Consider the following 16442-nt stretch of genomic DNA (forward strand, 5'->3'; position numbering starts at 1 on the left):
CCCGAGGTAGGTGGATTTGCGATTGGGGCCGGCGGTTAGCTCGATCATGTGCTGCATCTTCTGATCGATCTCATCAATTCTTGCAGCTTCAATGCCCATCGCCTCTAGCTGCGGTCGGACTTGCCGAAAGTAGAACTGGACTAATTCCCGAGCTTCGCCGCGCGCTGAGGCAGAACTGACAAGGAGCTTCGCTGGCAGTCGACTAATGGTCACCTTCAACGTATCTAGCCGTTGCCACCACTGGGCCCATGCTTCCGAGGCTGGATGGGCCTGCGTCATTTCTTCTCGCGGACCGACCCTGCCTCAGCAACGGCCTTCTTGCTGCGCTTACCTCTCGACTGGCGGGGTTTCCTCTTTGCCTTTGCCCCTTCGCCCACGCCCATTCGATGAACGACAAGGTTGTAGCCCACCGGATTCAGCTTGTATTGTCCCGTCCCTGCGCTGTCGAGATACCCCGCATTCTTGGCGTTTGACAAGGTGAACCGTGCATGCCCAGGCAAGGCGAAGTTCGCGCTCTTGAAGTAGCGCTCAATATCGCTGGCGTTGATTGTCTCCTTTCGATCTGCGGCAGGAGCAATTTCCGAGAGGTAATACGCAACAAGAGCCGCCATCTCGTTCGCGCTCCTCGGTCTCTTGGTTTCCTTAAGGGTGCGAATATCCAACACGGCGGGAACGCCTGGCGTGAGCTGCGTAGCAGCAGGTGAGGCTGCGGGCTGGAACGGTGCGGGAGCTGGTGTCGATGGTGGCAGACCAACGGTGCCAAATCGTTTGAGCACATAATCGAGTGCTCGGAGGCGCTGTTCCTCTTGGAGCGGGGCCAATGCAGCGACGATCACGTTCATAGCATGGAGCTCGGCATCGTCGCTGCTACCCGGCCGTGACGTTGACCTTGGGCTTGTAGGATTATCGTTGTCTGGCATCTGCCACCTCGCAACAAGGGAGCCAAATCCCCGGAATTATAGGCCCCATTCCTGGCGGAACCGCGGTAGCTCCTGATCCTGTTCTGTTTTCAGAACAGTCGACAAACTCTCCCTTTTTCGCCCACGCAAAGAAGCGGAGGCGGGTGGCCCAGGTATGGACGGGTGGGCGGGTGGCCCACCCACTCAAATTGACAATTGAAAATTGACAATTGAAAACGCGGGCGGGTGGCCCACCCTTGCCGCCGAACGAGGTCCTGAGGGTGGCGGGTGGCCCACCCTTTCCGCTGAGCGAGAATCCTGAGGGTGCCCCATACCGCCGCGGCGGGCGGAGCGGCTTGTGCGGAGCAAAGGGTAGGAGGAGTTCACTCCACGGGCATGCCCAGCAGATCGCGGAACTGGCTTAGATCCACCCAGGACTTCGACGGATCGTCCGGTGAGTATCGGACGGTGAACGCCAGCAGCGTCATGCGCTCGCCCAACTCTTCCGCCGCCTTCACCGTGGCGCACGGGATCCTCGCCTCACCGCCCCAGAAGTCACCTTGCGCCTCGTAGCTGTAGGCGAACGTCACTGCGGGTTTGCCGTGCTCGGTATCGATATCCCACTCGTGGACCTTCGCGGTGCCCGTCGGCCAGTTCGCCGTCTTCGCCGCCATCGCCTTCTCGCTCGGCGGCACCAGCTTCTCCCAGAATCCCATGCTCCGATTCTAGCCGGACGCTGCGCTGTGCTGCGCGTCAGCCTGCGGCAGCGCGGAAAGCTCGCTGCGCTCGCGTCTTGTGGCTGTGGGTGGCTAGCGGAAGAGGAACTCACCGAGGGCGGACCAGGCGGCGCGGGCGCGCTTCGCGCGGGCGAATTGTTCACTGGTTGAAACGCCAGGTCCCTCGACTCCGGCGCGGGGAAAGCGCCGCGCCGTCGCTCGGGATGACAATCCCTTATTGTGCGGCGCTCGGGGTGACGTCCCTGTGGGTGCGGAGAGCAGCTCCCAGGCTTCGCGGAAGCGTTCGAGGGCGCCGCGGCTGCGGGGGACGTTGGGGTAGAAGTTGGTCATGCGGCCGCGGACGGCCGAGACGGGGACGACGTACCAGGTGTCCTCGGGAACGATGTAAACGGCGATGAAGTCGATCTCGTCGGGGCGGTAGGCGCGGAGGTAGTTGCTCATCTTGACGGGATAACCGCCGTGATGGATCTCGGACCAGCCGGATTTGACCTGGATGCGCGAGAGGCGGCCGGCGGATTCGAGGACGAAGTCGTAGCAGGTCTCGGAGTAGGGACGGCTGACGGTCATGCCGAGCGACATCGCTTTGGCGGCGAAGGCCATTTCGGCGATCTCGCCCTTCTGCTTGCGCGTGGGGCGGGGAGGTGTGGAGAGCTTCAAGGGAGGCGCGGCGAGGAAGATTTGCCGCTACTTCCAGTATGGCAAATCCGGTACCCCAAACCGGACATGCGGGCGGCAGCTAAATTCCGCAGCGAATCAAGGGGTTAGGCGGAAGAGAGCGATCTTGGGGGCTTGACAGGAAAAGCAGTGGCCAGTGGCCAGTGGCCAGTGGTCAGTGGCCAGTGGCCAGTGGTCAGTGGCCAGTGGTCAGTGACTAGTGGAGAAGGATTCGTCGAGGGCGGACCAAGCGGCGCGCCGCGCGGGCGCGCGTGCTTCTCCCGAGGCGAAGGGTGGAAACGCTAGGCGGCCGCGATGACGGCGACGAGCTTGTGCGGGGTCGAATTGATCACGCTCCCAAACCGCACCTTCGGGACGCCGTCCAGGTACTTCTCCACCGACATCAGCACGGCAGGATAGCCGGCGCTGTTGTAGGCCTCGGCGTGCGCCTGGGTGTCCCACAGGCTGATGGCGGTCACGTGCGAGCGGTCGTCGCTCGCCACCGCGAGCTCGTCGCGGAACCCCGCCTGCCGGCGCAGCAGCGGGATGATCTCTTTCTCGAGTGCCTGGTTGAAACCGGCGAGCGCGTTCGTTTTCAGACGGATGACGACAGTCCGCGCATACATGGGTGGCCTCCTGAACGGGATGGCTAAGGTGGGCGGACTTCAGATGGGCTGACTTAGTCCAGGAGATCTGAAAGAGAAGGAGGAAAGCTTCCCAGGCTCGACGCTACGCTCCCTGCGGTCCGGAGTCAAACCCCGCGACCTGGCCCCGGCACACCTTGCGGGAGCAAAGGGTGGGAGAGGGAACGCTCGCCCCTAGGCGGTGCCCAGTTCCGGGACGTAGATCTCCATCTCGAGGGCGCCTTCGGCCTGGAAGACCATGTGGCCGGCGTCGTCCTCGGTGTAGCCGTGCTCGACCAGGAAGCCGTGCAGGCGCTGGCTGCTCCACTGTTCCGGTTCGCGTTTTCCCAGGCAGGCGAGGAACCACCCGTCGGCCATTTTGGCGATGCGCAGGTTGTAGTTCATGGACGCGCATTCTGCCAACGCGTACGAGCGTTCGATGTGACGCGCGTCACCCAGTGATGTTACGGCCGTAACGACCATCACCGCCCGCGTTTGACTACGTCGCGGATAGCGCGTAGTGTCGGAGATGAGGTTGGCAAGTCACTTCTCTCCTCTTTCAGGTCTTCTGAGCTAAGTCAGCCCATCTGAAGTTCACTCCTCTTAGTCACTGCACGCAGTCTGTGCCTGCACGACAACCCGAGGAGGTTGCCCATGTTTGCTCGCAACGTTTCCGTCCACCTGAAGCCCGCCATGTTGAACGACTACACCAAGACGTTCAGCGCCGAAGTCCTGCCGCTGCTCCGCCGGCAGAAGGGTTTCCAGGACGAGATCAGCTTCTGCAATCCGAACAGCCTCGACGTGACCGCGATCAGCTTGTGGGACACGCGCGAGAACGCCGAGCTCTATGCCAAGAACGGCTACAACGACGTGGTGAAGATCCTGTCGAAGATGGTCGAGGGGACGCCGACGGTGCGCAGCGAAGAAGTGATCCACTCCACGCTGCTGTCGCACACCGCGCCCGTCAAGGCGATCGCCTAACCGCGGATCACGGTGCGTTCATCGCACCCCATCGGGGAAGGCGGCTGAAACCGCCTTCCCCCTAATTCTTGCAGGAGGAACCAATGCCGCAACGCAATGCCACACCGGCTCGGCGCGCTTCGCAGCAACTCCGAGGGATCCCCGGGCCTCCGGGACCGGCGGGCGCCACCGGCGCGCAGGGCGCGCAGGGCGACAAGGGAATGAAAGGCGACACCGGTTCGCAGGGGCTCGACGGGCCGCGCGGCCACTCCGGCAAGATCGGCCCCGAAGGCGCCACCGGGCCCGCGGGACGCGCCACCAGCCTCAAGGACCTGGTCAAGCAAGTGGCGTACGTCGACCGCAGCATCGAGCATATCTACAACGAGATGGGGACGCACATCACGCGCATGACGCAGCTCAAGGAAGACCTCGAGGCCCTGCGCGAGACCGTCCGGAAGCTCGGCCAGCGGGCGGGCACCAGCGCGGTAGCGTAGCGTCGGGGAGCGGCGCGGGACCCGGCGGAGAAACCGCTGCCGGCAAAGCAGCCGCCAGGCCTTTCCGCACATCTCATACGGCTTGAAAGAACCCTCCCGCATCCTGCTGATCGACCGCGACGACGCGCGGCGCGCGACCCGCGTGCACGTGCTCGAGGGCGCCGGCTACGACGTCCGCGTGCGGCAGGACTGGCTCAGCTCCGAGCAGATCAACCACGAGGGCCACTTCGACCTGCTGATCATCGCGCTGCGGCGCCCGGACCTGAAGCAGGCTGCCGAATACTCCGACCGGCTCTCGCGCGGCAAGCCGACGCTGCCGATCCTGCTCATCACCGACGCCGGCCTGTTCGCGCCGCACGGCACGATCAGCCGCGTCATGGAGTCGGGCGGCGACCCGGGCGACGTCCTGCGGCGCATCGCCGCCATGCTGGCGGGCAGCACGCACATCCGCGAGGTCGACGAGCTGCTGCGGGTCGAAGGCCCCGGGCGCTCCGGCCTGGCGTAGCGCGCCGGTTGCTATCCGCGGCCGGGCGTGTCACACTGCGAGCAGCCCTCCCCAGAAAGCAGGCCGCCATGGCTGACCGTTTGCGTCGTCTTTCCTTCGATCTGAAGCGCTGCCCGGCGTGCGCCGGCAAGGGCAAGGACGGCCGCGACCAGGTGTGCAAGCACTGCAACGGCACCGGCGAGGTGAAGGCCGCCGCCGAGCCGCCCGCGACCGCCGTCGAACAGAAGTAGCCGCCGGCCGCGAGCCGCGTGTGTTATACTGTTCCAGTACGTGCGACAAAGAAACTAGGTTGTGCGCAGTTCTTCTCGCCGAAGTTCCTGCCTGAAGTAACCTCCCAGTCCTTTACCGACGCGTAACAAATCAAACAAGGATGTGTGTAACAACATGGAACAAGGAACAGTGAAGTGGTTCAACGACGCCAAGGGCTACGGCTTCATCACCCGTCAAACCGGTGAGGACGTCTTCGTGCACTTCTCCGCCATCCAGTCGAACGGTTTCCGTTCGCTGGCGGAGGGTCAGGCCGTCAGTTTCAGCGTCACCAAGGGACCGAAGGGCTTCCAGGCTGAGAACGTCCAGGTCCTGTAAGACCTGAGCGGCAAAGTTTTGGTAGAGCAAGCGAAGGGCGATCCCGTGGCCGGGATCGCCCTTCGTGTTTGCGAGTAACATCTTTAGATGCTTTAGGTTACAGAAATCATATCGGACTCCTTGACATGTGTAGCACTGTTATAGTTAACTATAACAGTCGCGGCACCGCGGGGCTGATCACCCCGCAGTTGTTCAAACCGCAGCGGCTCAGGCCGCCATGTCAGGAGTGAAGTATGAAGTGCCATAGCTACAGCTTCAGCAGCGCCATCGCGATCATCCTTTTGTCCGCGCTCACGTACGGGCAAGCCGACCAGCACAACCATCCAGTCGCCGCCGCGCAGCAGCCGGCCGCTGCGACGCAGCCGGCCGCGCAACCAGCCGCGGCCGAGCCCGCCAAACCGGCGGCCCCAAAGACCGAAGCGCAGCTCACGTTCGACGCGATGAAGGCGCTGGCGGGCGAGTGGGAAGGGAACGTGGAGACCGACTTCCCGGGCGCGAAGAAGGCGCTGGAAGAAGCCGGGACGTTGCGCGTGAGCATGAAGGTGACGTCGCGCGGCAACGTGCTGGTGCACGAATTCCAGCAGGGCAACACGCCGCTCGACCCGAGCAAATACGACCACCCGGTGACGATGTTCTACCTCGACCAGGACAAGCTGAACCTGGTGCACTACTGCGACGCGGGGAATCGTCCGCGGATGACGCTGAGCAAGGCGTCGCCCGACGGCAAGACGCTGGAGTTCGAGTTTGCCGAGCTGGGCGGCAGCGACCGGTTCGGCCACATGCACCACGCGATCTTCACGTTCATCGACAAGGACCACCACATCGAGGACTGGACCTTCATGCTGCGGGGCAAGGACGGCGCGCTGCACGCGGTGCAGGCGAAGATGGACCTGCGGCGGGTGAGCACGAAGCTCTGGTAAGGTCTGCTGTTCGGACGAAGGCGAATAGGGAACCCCGATGGACCGTGAGTGGAACGACAGTCAGCCGATCTACCGCCAGCTGCGCGACCGCGTGGTGGCGATGATCCTGGACGGCGCGCTGCAGGAAGGCGATCCGCTGCCTTCGGTGCGGAACGTCGCGGCGGAGTACCGGGTGAATCCGCTCACGGTTCTGAAGGGTTACCAGCAGCTGGTGGACGAAGGGCTGGTGGAGGCGCGGCGCGGGCGGGGGATGTACGTGGTGCCGGGCGCGTATGCGCTGCTGCGCGATACGGAGCGCCGGCGGTTCCTCGAGGAGGAGTGGCCGCGCGTGCGCGAACGGATCCGGCAGCTCGGGATCTGGCCGCAGGAGCTGTTCGGGGACAACCCCTTCGCTCCGAGATCGAAGGCGGAGGGGGACCCGGCGGCACGCGCCGGCGAGTCGCCGGCGCCCACCCAAGAGAAGAAAGATCCGCTGAAAGAGGAGAAGTAAGCCATGGCCTGCATCGAAGCGCGCGGGCTGCGCAAGCACTACGGCAAGACGGAAGCGCTCGCGGGGGTGGACCTGCGAGTGGAAGAGGGGCGCATCGTGGGGTTGATCGGGCCGAACGGCGCGGGGAAGACGACGGCGCTGAACGCCATCCTGGGGCTGACGCCGTACGAGGGCGAGCTGCGGGTGCTGGGGCGGGACCCGTGGGAGGAGCGCGACCGGCTGATGCGCGAGGTGTGCTTCATCTCCGACGTGGCGGTCCTGCCGCGGTGGATCCGGGTGCGGCAGGCGCTGGATTACGTGGCGGGGGTGCATCCGCGGTTCGACCGGGGGAAGGCGGAGGCTTTACTGGCGAAGACGACGATCGGGCGCGAGGCGCGGGTGCGCGAACTCTCGAAGGGGATGGTAGCGCAGCTGCACGTGGCCATCGTGATGGCGATCGACGCGCGGCTGCTGGTGCTGGACGAGCCGACGCTGGGCCTCGACATCCTCTTCCGCAAGCAGTTCTACGACACGCTGCTCAACGACTACTTCGACGGGGACCGCACCATCCTGGTGACGACCCACCAGGTGGAGGAGCTGGAACACGTGCTGACGGACGTGCTGTTCATCGACCGGGGGCGCATCGTGTTCGGCGGTCCGATGGATACGCTGGAGCTGCGCTTCGCCGAGGTCGCGGTGCGTCCGGAGAAGGCGGCGGAGGCGCGCGCGCTGAAGCCGCTGAGCGAGCGCCAGTCGCTGGGGCGGACGGTGATGATCTTCGAGAATACGGAGCGCGGCAGGCTGGCGGCGCTGGGCGAGGTGCGCACGCCGGGGCTGGCGGACATCTTCGTGGCGGTGCTGACGAGCGCTCCATCGCGGGCGGAAGGAGGCGTGCAATGAGCACCGACGCCATTCCTCGGGCCGAAGAGCGCGACGCTGTGCCGCCGCACGCCGCCGAGGTCCCGGCCGCGCGGCTGTTCCTGTGGTCGGTGCGGCGCGAGCTGTGGGAGTACCGCTTCCTCTACTGGGCGCCGGTGATCGTGGGCGCGCTGACGGTGGTCGGCTACGTGATCGCGACGCTGGGGCGCGCGCTTTCGACGCACGACATGGCGCTGCGCCGGAAGATCCTGGAAGAACAGCCGGACTTCGCGGCGGCGATGATCCTGGTGACGGCGGTGCTGGCGGGCATCTTCTACCTGCTGGACGCGCTGCAGGCGGAGCGGCGCGACCGCAGCATCCTGTTCTGGAAGTCGCTCCCGGTCTCAGACACGCTCACGGTGCTGGCGAAGTTCACGGTCGGCGGGGTGCTGGCGCCGCTCATCGGCTACGCGATCACGCTGGTGGCGCAGTTCCTGATGCTGCTGGTGGGCAGCGCAGTGATGCTCGCCAACGGCTTCGGGCCGGGCGCGATGTGGCATCACTTCTTCGTGGAGTCGTTCGGGCTGCTGTACCACATGCTGACCATCCACATCCTGTGGTGGGCGCCGCTGTACGCGTGGCTGCTGCTGGTGTCGGCGGCGGTGCGGCACATCGCATTCGTTTGGGCGGCGCTCCCGGTGGCGGGGCTGGTGGCGCTGGAACACGCACTGTTCGGCAGCAAGTTCCTGCCGGGTTACCTGCTGTACCGGGTGAGCGGCGGGGGCATGGAGGCGATGGTTCCCGCGGGCAAGATGCCGATGGACCCGATGGCGCACCTCACACCCATCAACTTCCTGCTGACGCCGGGGTTGTGGGGCGGCCTGGCCGTAGCCGCGGTGTTCCTGTACGTCGCGATGCGGGTGCGGCGGGCGAGAGGGCCGATGTGAGAGGCGTAGCGCAGTCGCGAGTCGCCCGGAAGATAGAGGCGGGCGAGGTCGCCCGCCTCCCCATGATCAAGTTGAAAAGGCCTGGTTCACCGGTGCTTGATGAAGGTACCGGAGTTGAGCTCGGCGATCGCGGTCGAGATCTGGTCGGGGGTGTTCATGACGATGGGGCCGTACCAGGCGACCGGCTCCTCGAGCGGCTTACCGGAGACGAGCAGGAAGCGGATGCCTTCCGGGCCGGACTGGACGACGAGCTCGTCGCCGCGGTCGAAGAGCACGAGCGAGTGGTTGCGCGCGTCGTAGTGCGGCGCGGCTTCCGGCTCGGCGGTGTGCTCGGTGAGGACGGCGCGCGGTTCGGACGCGTCGCGGAAGGCGCCGGAGCCGGCGAAGACGTAGGCGAAGGCGTTGCGCGTGACGTCGACCTGGATGCGGCGCCTGGTGTGCGGCGGCACCGAGACATCGACGTAAGCCGGATCGGCGGCGACGCCCTCGACCGGGCCGCGCTTGCCCCAGAACTCGCCGCAGATGATGCGCGCTCGCGTGCCGTCGTCCTCGGTGACTTCCGGGATGGCGGCCGACGGGATGTCCTGGTAGCGCGGGTCGGTCATCTTGAGCGAAGCGGGCAGGTTCGCCCAGAGCTGGAAGCCGTGCATGCGGCCGCTCGGGTCGCCCTTGGGCATCTCCTGGTGCAGGATGCCGGAGCCGGCGGTCATCCACTGGACGTCGCCGGCGGTCATCTTGCCCTTGTTGCCGAGCGAGTCGCCGTGCTCGACCGAGCCGGCCAGCACGTACGTGATGGTCTCGATGCCGCGGTGCGGATGCCAGGGGAAGCCGGCGAGGTAATCCTCGGGACGCTCGTTGCGGAAGTCGTCGAACAGCAGGAAGGGATCGAAGTCCTTGGTCTTGCCGAAGCCGAAGGCGCGCTGCAGCTTCACGCCGGCGCCTTCGAGCGTGGGCTTGGGCTGGATGACCTGCTTCACCGGGCGGAGGGACATGGAGACCTCTTTCGTGGGAACCCTGATATCGATGCTGGTTGATATGAGAAAGATTCAGGCGGGCGAGGTCGCCCGCCGCCACATGACCGATCAGGGGATGCGGCCGGCGGCGCGCTTCTGGTCGAGGAGCTTGAGCCAGGCGTCGTGCTCGGCGTCGGACCAATGGTTGATGCCGACGCCGTAGCCGTCGGGATCGCGCAGGAAGAGGTGGCCGCTCGGCATCCACGGAGGATGCTCGATCTCGGGGGCGCGGACGCCGGCGGCGACGAGCTGGGCGCGCAGCGCCGGCAGGCCGGGCGTGTAGAGCGCGAGCAGGATGCCCTGCTTCTCAGGCTCGACGCGAACGCCTTCCTCGGCGAGCAGGAACATGATGGCACTGCCGTCGTCGGTGCGCATGCGGGCCCAGCCGAGGCAGCCTTGCGGGCCTTCGACATCGACCAACTCGAAGCCGAGCAGGCGGTAGAAGGCGATGGAGCGCTCCACGCTCCCGACGTGCAGCATCGGAGTGGACCAGCCGGCCTTCATACAGTGGACAGTGGACGGTGGGCGGTGGACAGCGGCCCGTCGTGGCAGGGGATTGTAGCCTGAAGACAGCGGAGAACGGAGGCTGGGGGAGGGCCACGGTGCACTGTCCACTGGGCGCTGTCCACGGAAGCCAAGTGACCTGAGTAACTTACGAGGGTAACTTGCTTCGAGTCGGAATCGTGGTAGGCTGCCGTCAACGAAACAGCGTTTCCCAGGGCCCCTAGCAAAGGAACCCCAAGCGCGCGCCACCGCCAGGCCGCGGATGCTTGTGGTCTGCCTGCGAGAGGGATGTGGAGTGGAGAATGGTGAAGGCAACACAGCTCGAGTACCTGACGGCGAATGACTGGGTGCTGATCGGGGACCACGCGACGGTGGCGACATTCACGGCGGAGCAGCCTCTGATCCGGGAAGCGCACCCCATCGACTATGTGTACGTGATCCGCAAGGGGACGGTGCGGATCCAGATCGCCGGGAAGAAGGTGGCGCAGCTGGGCGCGGGGGCGATCTGCGGGGAGATGGGGTTCCTGGAGGGCCGGCCGGCGAGCGCGTCGGTGGTGGCGGACACGGAGGTCGAGGCGGACAGGATCCCGGCGGCGAAGCTGCGCGACATCTTCGACACGTTCCCGTCGGTCGGGCACCGGTTCTTCAAGTCGATCGCGCTGAACCTCTCGCGGCGGCTGCGCGACACGTCGCAGGCGCTGGCGGAGAAGAACAAGAACGGTCACGGTCAGTAGGGAAGGTCCTGGCAGGGACGAACGGCGGTCGCTGAGCGACCGCCGTTCGTGTTCCCAGGAGGAAATGCGGGTCCCTCGACTCGTCCGCCCCGGCGGACTCGCTCGGGATGACCTCCGTTGAAGAGCTATTTCCCGGCGGCAGCGACGGCGTCAGCGACGGCCTTGAGGAAGGGCTCGGCGACGGCGGGCGCGGGAGTGGCGCCGCCGAGCGTTTCCTTCTGGTCGATCATCTTGCCGTAGGTGGCGACGGTGGAGTCGTCGTCCTGCTGGATCTTGGCGCCCTCGAGCGAGACGCCGGCGAAGGCGCCCTTGGCGCGCGAGTAGGTCAGGATCTGCGTCTCCGCCTTCCAGTCGGTGCCGGCGGAGGCATGGCGCCCGGTGGGACCGGCGGCGGCGCTGGCGTCGGCGCCGATCTCGAACTTGTTCTGCAACAGGTTCTGAACGGACTTGTCGTTCATGAAGACGAGCACCAGGTCGACGGTGGAGAAGCCGATCTGGAGGCCGACGGAGCCGCCGCCGATGGAGATGAAGGCGGGCGCGGACCATCCCTTGGCGGTCCTGCAGGTGGCGACGCCGCGGCCGTGCTTGCCGCCGATGCCGAGGCCGCCCTTCTTCATGTTGGGAACCACGATGAGGCACTTGGCGCCGTCGAGGACTTCCTTGGGAATGCCTTTTTCGGGGACGGCCATGATCTCCTTGAGGACCCAGCCGGCGCTTTCGAGCCGCTTGGCGGAGTCGGTCTTGGCGTCGGCGAATGCGAGCGAGGCGGTGAGGGTGAGGACGAGCAGGGCGATGAGTCTGCGCATGGAAGTTTCCTTTCCTGTGAGGCGCGGCGTCGAGGGCCTAGCGCCCGCCGTTTGCAGCCCCTGAGTATACGCGCCGGAGGCTGACCAGGTTGTCGGCCTGGTTGAGGTGGCGGTAGTTGTTGTCGATGATGGCGGGCAGCTTGCGCCCGATGAGCCAGAGCAGGATGGCCATCTGGCCGAGCACGACCAGGGGAAGCGTGACCGGGAAGAAGCGGAAGAAGAGCTCGGCGAAGGCGGGCAGGCGGACCAGCACGGCAGTGAGCGCGAAGCCGACCGTCTGGGCGAGCAAGTAGGCGGCGGCGAAAAAGGTAAGGAACGTGTTGGAGCCCATGAAGCGCGCGAACAGGCCGAGCGCGGTGTGCGTTTTGGACAGCAGCTTGCGCCAATACTGGCGCGAGGGCAGGGCGTAGTAGAGCGCGGCCTGCGGGATGAGCAGCTCGTGCACCGGAACGCGCTCGTAGCCGAGGCCGCCGCGCTCGGCGAGGGTTTCGGTGACTTCGTGGCGCAAACGGGTGTGGACGCCCCAGTCGAGCGGCTCGAGGCCGGTGCAGGTCGCGCGCGTGCCGGTGATGCGAGCTTCGCAGCGGTAGAGGCCGTTGAGGTTGCGGCGGTTGGGCTCGATGGCGTCCTTGAGCGCGAGCCAGTATTCGGAGCGCACTCCCTCTTCTACGGGCAGGCGGACGCGGAAGAGCTGGGCGTAGTGGAACTCGTCGAGCTGGCGGGGCGCGGCGATGCGCTCGCCGCCTTCCATGACGTAGTACCAGTAATCGAGGATGCGGAGGGATTCGGCGAGCGGCTGCGGGTAGATGCGGTCGGGGGTGTCGTGCGGCGTGTGGATCTTGCCGCCGAAGACCAGCGGCGAGGCCTTGCCGGGGCAGAGCGCGACGAGCGCGGAGGCGGGGATCTTGGGGCGGCCGCGGCGGTGGGTGCCGAGCCACTTGGGGGCGCCGAGGAGGTCGGCGAGGCGGTCGAGGAGGCCGCTGTTGGCTTCGAGGAAGCTGACGTGGTCGGTGGTGCCGCCGGCGATGAAGGTGTTGTACTTGATGCCGTGGAGGTGCGCGCCTTCCTCGAGGATGTCGTTGAGCGACTCGTAGCCGGCGAAGGGCAGGAAGGCGCGGATGAAGTTCGCGCCCAGCGAGCTCTCCGGGATGTACATGCGGCCTTCGCCGACCGAGTCGATGGACATGACGGAGGCGATGCGGCGCAGCTCGGCCTCGCTCAGCGACTTCACGTACTCGCGCGAGCCGGAGACACCGAAGCGGAAATTGGCGAGCGGGACGAGCGCCAGGCCGAGCGCGACCACGCTCCATACGCCGCGAGCGAGCGCGGCGTTGACCATGCCGAGGCCGGCGGCGAGGAAGACCTGCGAGGTGAAGCCGATGAGCCCGCACTCCTCCGAGCCGGCGAGCATGTAGACGCGCGTGCGCCCGGGGCGGGCGGTGGAGCGCAGGTCGGCGAGCAGGTACTGCTTCACGATCTCCTCGCCGGTGCCGTTGTCGTCGGCGCCGGGGCCGCGCCAGGTGTCGTAGTGGGCGACCAGGACGAGGCGCTCGGGCGATTCGCCGGGCACGGTGAAGATGTAGTTGTAAGCGGTGGTGCGCTGCGCCATCGCGGGGATGTGCTGGCGCTCGACGACGACGACAGGCGTGCGCTGCTCGACGGCTTCGTCGGCGCGCGCGGCCGAGTCTTCGAGCGAGGGATAGAGGCAGTCGGCGAGGGCGGGGTCGAGCGGGGCGGCGCCTCCCTCCACGCGGCGGCTGAAGACCGCCGCGCGGGGCCCGGCGGGCGCGGGCGGGCGCGTGGTCACGAAGACGCGGTCGCCGAACTCGGCGCGCAGCTGGGCGATGAAGTCGTCAGCGTGGCGCTCGTTGGCGCGGTCCCAGTCTTCGGACTGGTAGCGGTCGCAGCCGGCGCGGATGTTGGCGATGAGTTCCTGGACGCGCTCGTCGACGGCGCGGCGCGTGCGCGAGCGCTCGCGCAGCCAGCGCTCGACATGGTCGTGAAGCGGCGCGACTTGGGGAGAGCTGGACATACGGGCGCGCGCAGTATGTCAGAGGAAGGAGAGCCATTGAAAGTCAAAAGCCGCGGCCGAGGGCGGCCGCGCAACCCGATGAGGAGGGAATGTTAAGCTTGATTGTTTTTGGCAGTGACTCATAATCCATCCAGCAGGAGTAAGACGATGCAGAGGAAAGCAAGCGCGCAGTGGCGCGGCGGATTGAAGGACGGCAAAGGCACGGTCTCGACCGGCAGCGGCGCGCTGCAGAACAAGGCGTACTCGTTCACCACGCGGTTCGAGAACGAGCCGGGCACGAACCCCGAAGAGCTGATCGCGGCGGCGCACGCGGGCTGCTTCTCGATGGCGCTTTCGGGACAGCTGGGCGGCGCCGGCATGACGGCCGACGCAATCGACACCACCGCCACCGTCACGATGGAGAAGCTCGACGCGGGTTGGACCGTGACGAAGGTCCACCTCGACGTGACGGCGAAGATCCCCAACGCGGACAAGGCGAAGTTCGAGCAGGCGGCCAACAACGCCAAGGCGGGCTGCCCGATCTCGCGGCTGCTCAAGGCGGAGATCACGATGGACGCGAAACTTGGCTGAAGAGGGCAAGCCGCGGAGTCCGGCGCAGGCGGGCGAGTCGCCGGCCTCGCAACGAGCAGCGGAGGTGGGGCAGTACTGCCCGACCTGCGGAGCGAAGTTGAAGGACCGCGGCTGCAAGTTGAAGTGCGAGCAGTGCGGGTTCTTCCTGAGCTGCTCGGACTTTTACTGAAGGGACGGATGGAAAAGGGCCGCGCCGAGGCGCGGCCCTTGCTGTTTCCCGGCCGCGGGCGAGCACGCGGCGAGCAGGGCTGCGGCAACAGAGCAGCTACTTTGCCCATCTGACCGAAGGCAACACAGGTCCCAGCACGGTCGCTCAGTGAAACTCACCTTCATCGGCCTGACGCTCTCCTCCTCGTGGGGCAACGGCCACGCCACGCCTTATCGCGCTTTGCTGCGTGCGCTCGCCGGGCGCGGGTGCGAGCTGAGCTTTTACGAGCGCGACGTCCACTACTACTATTCGCGCCGCGACCTGGAGCGCTGCGACTATGCGCGGCTGGAGCTGTATCCGACGTGGGACGAGGTGCGCGAGCAGGCGCTGCGCGAGGCGCGCTGCTCGGACGCGGTCATCCTGGGCAGCTTCGTGCCGGAAGGCGAGCGCATCGCGGCGGAGCTGCTCGACCTGGGGCGGCCGCTGCGCGTGTTCTACGACCTCGACACGCCGCTGACGCTGGCGAAACTGGGCACGGGGGAGTGCGAGTACCTCGCGGCGGAGCAGCTCGCGCGCTTCGACCTGGCGCTCTCGTTCACCGGCGGCGGCGTGCTCGAGGTGCTGAGCTCGGTGTTCGGCGCGCGGATGGCGCGGCCGCTGTACGGCTGCGTCGACCCGGATGTGTACGTGCGGACGGCGCCGCGGGCGGAGTTCGCAGCGGAGCTGGCGTACATGGGGACGTACGCGGCGGACCGTCAGGAAAAGCTGGACGCGCTGTTCCTGGAGCCGGCGCGGCGGATGCCGCAGCGGCAATTCCTGCTGGCGGGCTCGCTGTATCCGTGGGAGTGGGAGCCGTACTGGCCGGGGAACGTGCGGCGGCTCGAGCATGTGACGCCGGCGGAGCATCCGGAGTTTTACTCGTCTGCCCGGCTGGCGCTGAACCTCACGCGCGCGACGATGGCGACGTATGGCTACTGCCCGTCGGGGCGATTCTTCGAGGCCGCGGCGTGCGGCGCGCCCATCGTGAGCGATCGCTGGGAGGGGATCGAAGAGTTTTTCCGCGACGGCGAGGAGATCTTGCTGGCCGGGAGCGCGGAGGACGTCGCCGGCGCGATGGAACGGAGCGACGAGGAGCTGGCGCGTGTGGCGCGACGGGCGCGCGAGCGGACGCTGGCGGAGCACACCGGCGAGCGGCGCGCCGAGCAGTTGCTGGCGTACCTGGAAGAGGCGCGCGCGACGAAGCAGCGGCCGTTCATCCAGAAGGAGGCAGCGTGATCGGGATCATCCCGGCGGCGGGCGCGGGCGAGCGGATCCAGCCGCTCGGCTGCTCGAAGGAGCTGTTGCCGGTCGGCTCGCGCGTGGTGAACGGCGCGGAGCGTCCGAAAGCGGTGTCGGAGTACCTGGTGGAGCGGATGATCGCGGCGGGCGCGGAGCAGATCGCGCTGGTGATCTCGGCGGAGAAGACCGACATCGTGCGCTACTACGCCGAGCGCGAGTACGCGGCCGAGCTGTTCTACGTGGTGCAGCGGCAGCCGCGGGGGCTGTGCGACGCGGTGTTCCGGGCGGAGCCGTTCGCGCGCGCGCACGACCGCGTGCTGATCGGGCTGCCGGACACCATCTGGTTCCCGGAGAACGCGTACCTGCGGGCGCTGGACTTCTCGCACGCGGGCGTGAACCTGGTGCTCTTTCCGGTGAACGAGCCGGCGGCGTTCGACGCGGTCGTGACCGATGAGGTGGGACTCGTGCGCGAAGTGCAGGGGAAGCGCGCCGATGCGTCCTCGCATTGGATCTGGGGAGCGATCACGGCGACGGGCGCGGCGCTGCACGAGCTGCGCTGCCTGTGGGAGGCGCGGCACCGGCAGGACGAGTACTTTTCCTCTTTGCTGAATGCTTCCATCGCGGCGGGGAATGCGGTGGGCGCGGCGTACGCCGGCGAGCAGTACATGGACGTCGGGACGCTGGCGGGATATCGGGCGGCGCAGGA

24 protein-coding genes are annotated in these 16442 nt (G+C 66.7%); 14 read left to right on the plus strand and 10 right to left on the minus strand.

The annotated features are described in order from the left end of the window. From VLA96_00135 to VLA96_00160, 6 genes are all read right to left on the minus strand, one after another. A partial coding sequence (locus tag VLA96_00135) for a hypothetical protein (GenBank protein HSE47595.1) occupies positions 1–279 on the minus strand: 279 nt, incomplete at its 3' end. Further along, positions 276–842 carry a hypothetical protein gene (locus tag VLA96_00140; GenBank protein ID HSE47596.1) on the minus strand — a complete coding sequence of 189 codons (567 nt, stop codon included), beginning with the start codon at positions 840–842 and terminating at the stop codon, positions 276–278. The genes VLA96_00135 and VLA96_00140, both read right to left, overlap by 4 nt. A gap of 440 nt (positions 843–1282) precedes the next feature. Continuing rightward, positions 1283–1615: a hypothetical protein gene (locus VLA96_00145; protein HSE47597.1), complete on the minus strand. Its 333-nt coding sequence runs from the start codon at positions 1613–1615 to the stop codon at positions 1283–1285. Between the two features lie 93 nt (positions 1616–1708). Next, on the minus strand, positions 1709–2293 hold the full coding sequence (locus VLA96_00150; GenBank protein ID HSE47598.1) for a group I intron-associated PD-(D/E)XK endonuclease: 585 nt from the start codon (positions 2291–2293) through the stop codon (positions 1709–1711). Positions 2294–2592: 299 nt separating this feature from the next. Then, complete coding sequence (locus tag VLA96_00155) at positions 2593–2916, minus strand: hypothetical protein (GenBank protein ID HSE47599.1); 324 nt, start codon at positions 2914–2916, stop codon at positions 2593–2595. A 192-nt stretch (positions 2917–3108) separates the two neighbouring features. Next, positions 3109–3318 carry a hypothetical protein gene (locus VLA96_00160; GenBank protein ID HSE47600.1) on the minus strand — a complete coding sequence of 70 codons (210 nt, stop codon included), beginning with the start codon at positions 3316–3318 and terminating at the stop codon, positions 3109–3111. 249 nt (positions 3319–3567) lie between these two features. Between VLA96_00160 and VLA96_00165 the strand changes: the two genes are divergently transcribed. The 9 genes from VLA96_00165 (at position 3568) to VLA96_00205 (ending at position 8651) form a co-directional block, all read left to right on the plus strand. Continuing rightward, positions 3568–3894, plus strand: a complete 327-nt coding sequence (locus VLA96_00165) for a hypothetical protein (protein HSE47601.1) — start codon at positions 3568–3570, stop codon at positions 3892–3894. A gap of 83 nt (positions 3895–3977) precedes the next feature. Then, positions 3978–4367 (plus strand): hypothetical protein, encoded by a 390-nt coding sequence (locus tag VLA96_00170; protein ID HSE47602.1) that lies wholly within the window; start codon positions 3978–3980, stop codon positions 4365–4367. Positions 4368–4449: 82 nt separating this feature from the next. Next, positions 4450–4872, plus strand: a complete 423-nt coding sequence (locus tag VLA96_00175; protein HSE47603.1) for a hypothetical protein — start codon at positions 4450–4452, stop codon at positions 4870–4872. A gap of 68 nt (positions 4873–4940) precedes the next feature. Then, entirely contained in the window at positions 4941–5102 is a 162-nt protein-coding gene (locus VLA96_00180; protein HSE47604.1) for a hypothetical protein, read from the plus strand. 154 nt (positions 5103–5256) lie between these two features. Then, complete coding sequence (locus tag VLA96_00185) at positions 5257–5457, plus strand: cold-shock protein (protein HSE47605.1); 201 nt, start codon at positions 5257–5259, stop codon at positions 5455–5457. Between the two features lie 233 nt (positions 5458–5690). Further along, on the plus strand, positions 5691–6377 hold the full coding sequence (locus tag VLA96_00190; protein ID HSE47606.1) for a hypothetical protein: 687 nt from the start codon (positions 5691–5693) through the stop codon (positions 6375–6377). Positions 6378–6414: 37 nt separating this feature from the next. Then, a complete protein-coding gene (locus VLA96_00195) occupies positions 6415–6867 on the plus strand; it encodes a GntR family transcriptional regulator (GenBank protein ID HSE47607.1) in 453 nt (150 codons plus the stop codon). Between the two features lie 3 nt (positions 6868–6870). Further along, positions 6871–7746, plus strand: a complete 876-nt coding sequence (locus VLA96_00200; GenBank protein HSE47608.1) for an ABC transporter ATP-binding protein — start codon at positions 6871–6873, stop codon at positions 7744–7746. Beyond that, the gene (locus VLA96_00205; GenBank protein HSE47609.1) at positions 7743–8651 is read left to right on the plus strand and encodes a hypothetical protein; all 909 of its coding nucleotides are present in this window, start codon (positions 7743–7745) and stop codon (positions 8649–8651) included. Before VLA96_00200 ends, VLA96_00205 begins: the two co-directional genes overlap by 4 nt. Before the next feature lie 86 nt (positions 8652–8737). Here VLA96_00205 and VLA96_00210 read toward each other — a convergent pair whose 3' ends face one another. Together VLA96_00210 and VLA96_00215 are read right to left on the minus strand one after the other, a co-directional pair. Then, the gene (locus tag VLA96_00210; GenBank protein ID HSE47610.1) at positions 8738–9643 is read right to left on the minus strand and encodes a pirin family protein; all 906 of its coding nucleotides are present in this window, start codon (positions 9641–9643) and stop codon (positions 8738–8740) included. Positions 9644–9733: 90 nt separating this feature from the next. Next, complete coding sequence (locus VLA96_00215; protein HSE47611.1) at positions 9734–10144, minus strand: VOC family protein; 411 nt, start codon at positions 10142–10144, stop codon at positions 9734–9736. Between the two features lie 326 nt (positions 10145–10470). Between VLA96_00215 and VLA96_00220 the strand changes: the two genes are divergently transcribed. Beyond that, the gene (locus tag VLA96_00220) at positions 10471–10902 is read left to right on the plus strand and encodes a cyclic nucleotide-binding domain-containing protein (protein HSE47612.1); all 432 of its coding nucleotides are present in this window, start codon (positions 10471–10473) and stop codon (positions 10900–10902) included. A 125-nt stretch (positions 10903–11027) separates the two neighbouring features. Here the strand turns inward: VLA96_00220 and VLA96_00225 are convergent, their stop codons facing one another. After that, positions 11028–11708, minus strand: coding sequence for a lipid-binding SYLF domain-containing protein (locus VLA96_00225; GenBank protein ID HSE47613.1), 681 nt, complete (start codon positions 11706–11708; stop codon positions 11028–11030). A gap of 37 nt (positions 11709–11745) precedes the next feature. Further along, positions 11746–13740: a M28 family peptidase gene (locus tag VLA96_00230; GenBank protein HSE47614.1), complete on the minus strand. Its 1995-nt coding sequence runs from the start codon at positions 13738–13740 to the stop codon at positions 11746–11748. A gap of 147 nt (positions 13741–13887) precedes the next feature. On the opposite strand from VLA96_00230, the gene VLA96_00235 reads away from it, so the two are divergent. From VLA96_00235 to VLA96_00250, 4 genes are all read left to right on the plus strand, one after another. Next, positions 13888–14310, plus strand: coding sequence for an OsmC family protein (locus VLA96_00235; protein ID HSE47615.1), 423 nt, complete (start codon positions 13888–13890; stop codon positions 14308–14310). Next, positions 14303–14479, plus strand: a complete 177-nt coding sequence (locus tag VLA96_00240) for a hypothetical protein (GenBank protein ID HSE47616.1) — start codon at positions 14303–14305, stop codon at positions 14477–14479. The genes VLA96_00235 and VLA96_00240 overlap by 8 nt, the downstream gene beginning before the upstream one ends. A 147-nt stretch (positions 14480–14626) precedes the next feature. Then, a complete protein-coding gene (locus VLA96_00245) occupies positions 14627–15733 on the plus strand; it encodes a glycosyltransferase (protein ID HSE47617.1) in 1107 nt (368 codons plus the stop codon). Continuing rightward, positions 15730–16442, plus strand: a 713-nt coding sequence (locus tag VLA96_00250) for a sugar phosphate nucleotidyltransferase (protein HSE47618.1), incomplete at its 3' end; no start/stop codon positions are given. The genes VLA96_00245 and VLA96_00250, both read left to right, overlap by 4 nt.

Source organism: Terriglobales bacterium, from assembly GCA_035457425.1.
GTDB lineage: Bacteria > Acidobacteriota > Terriglobia > Terriglobales > Acidobacteriaceae > JACPNR01.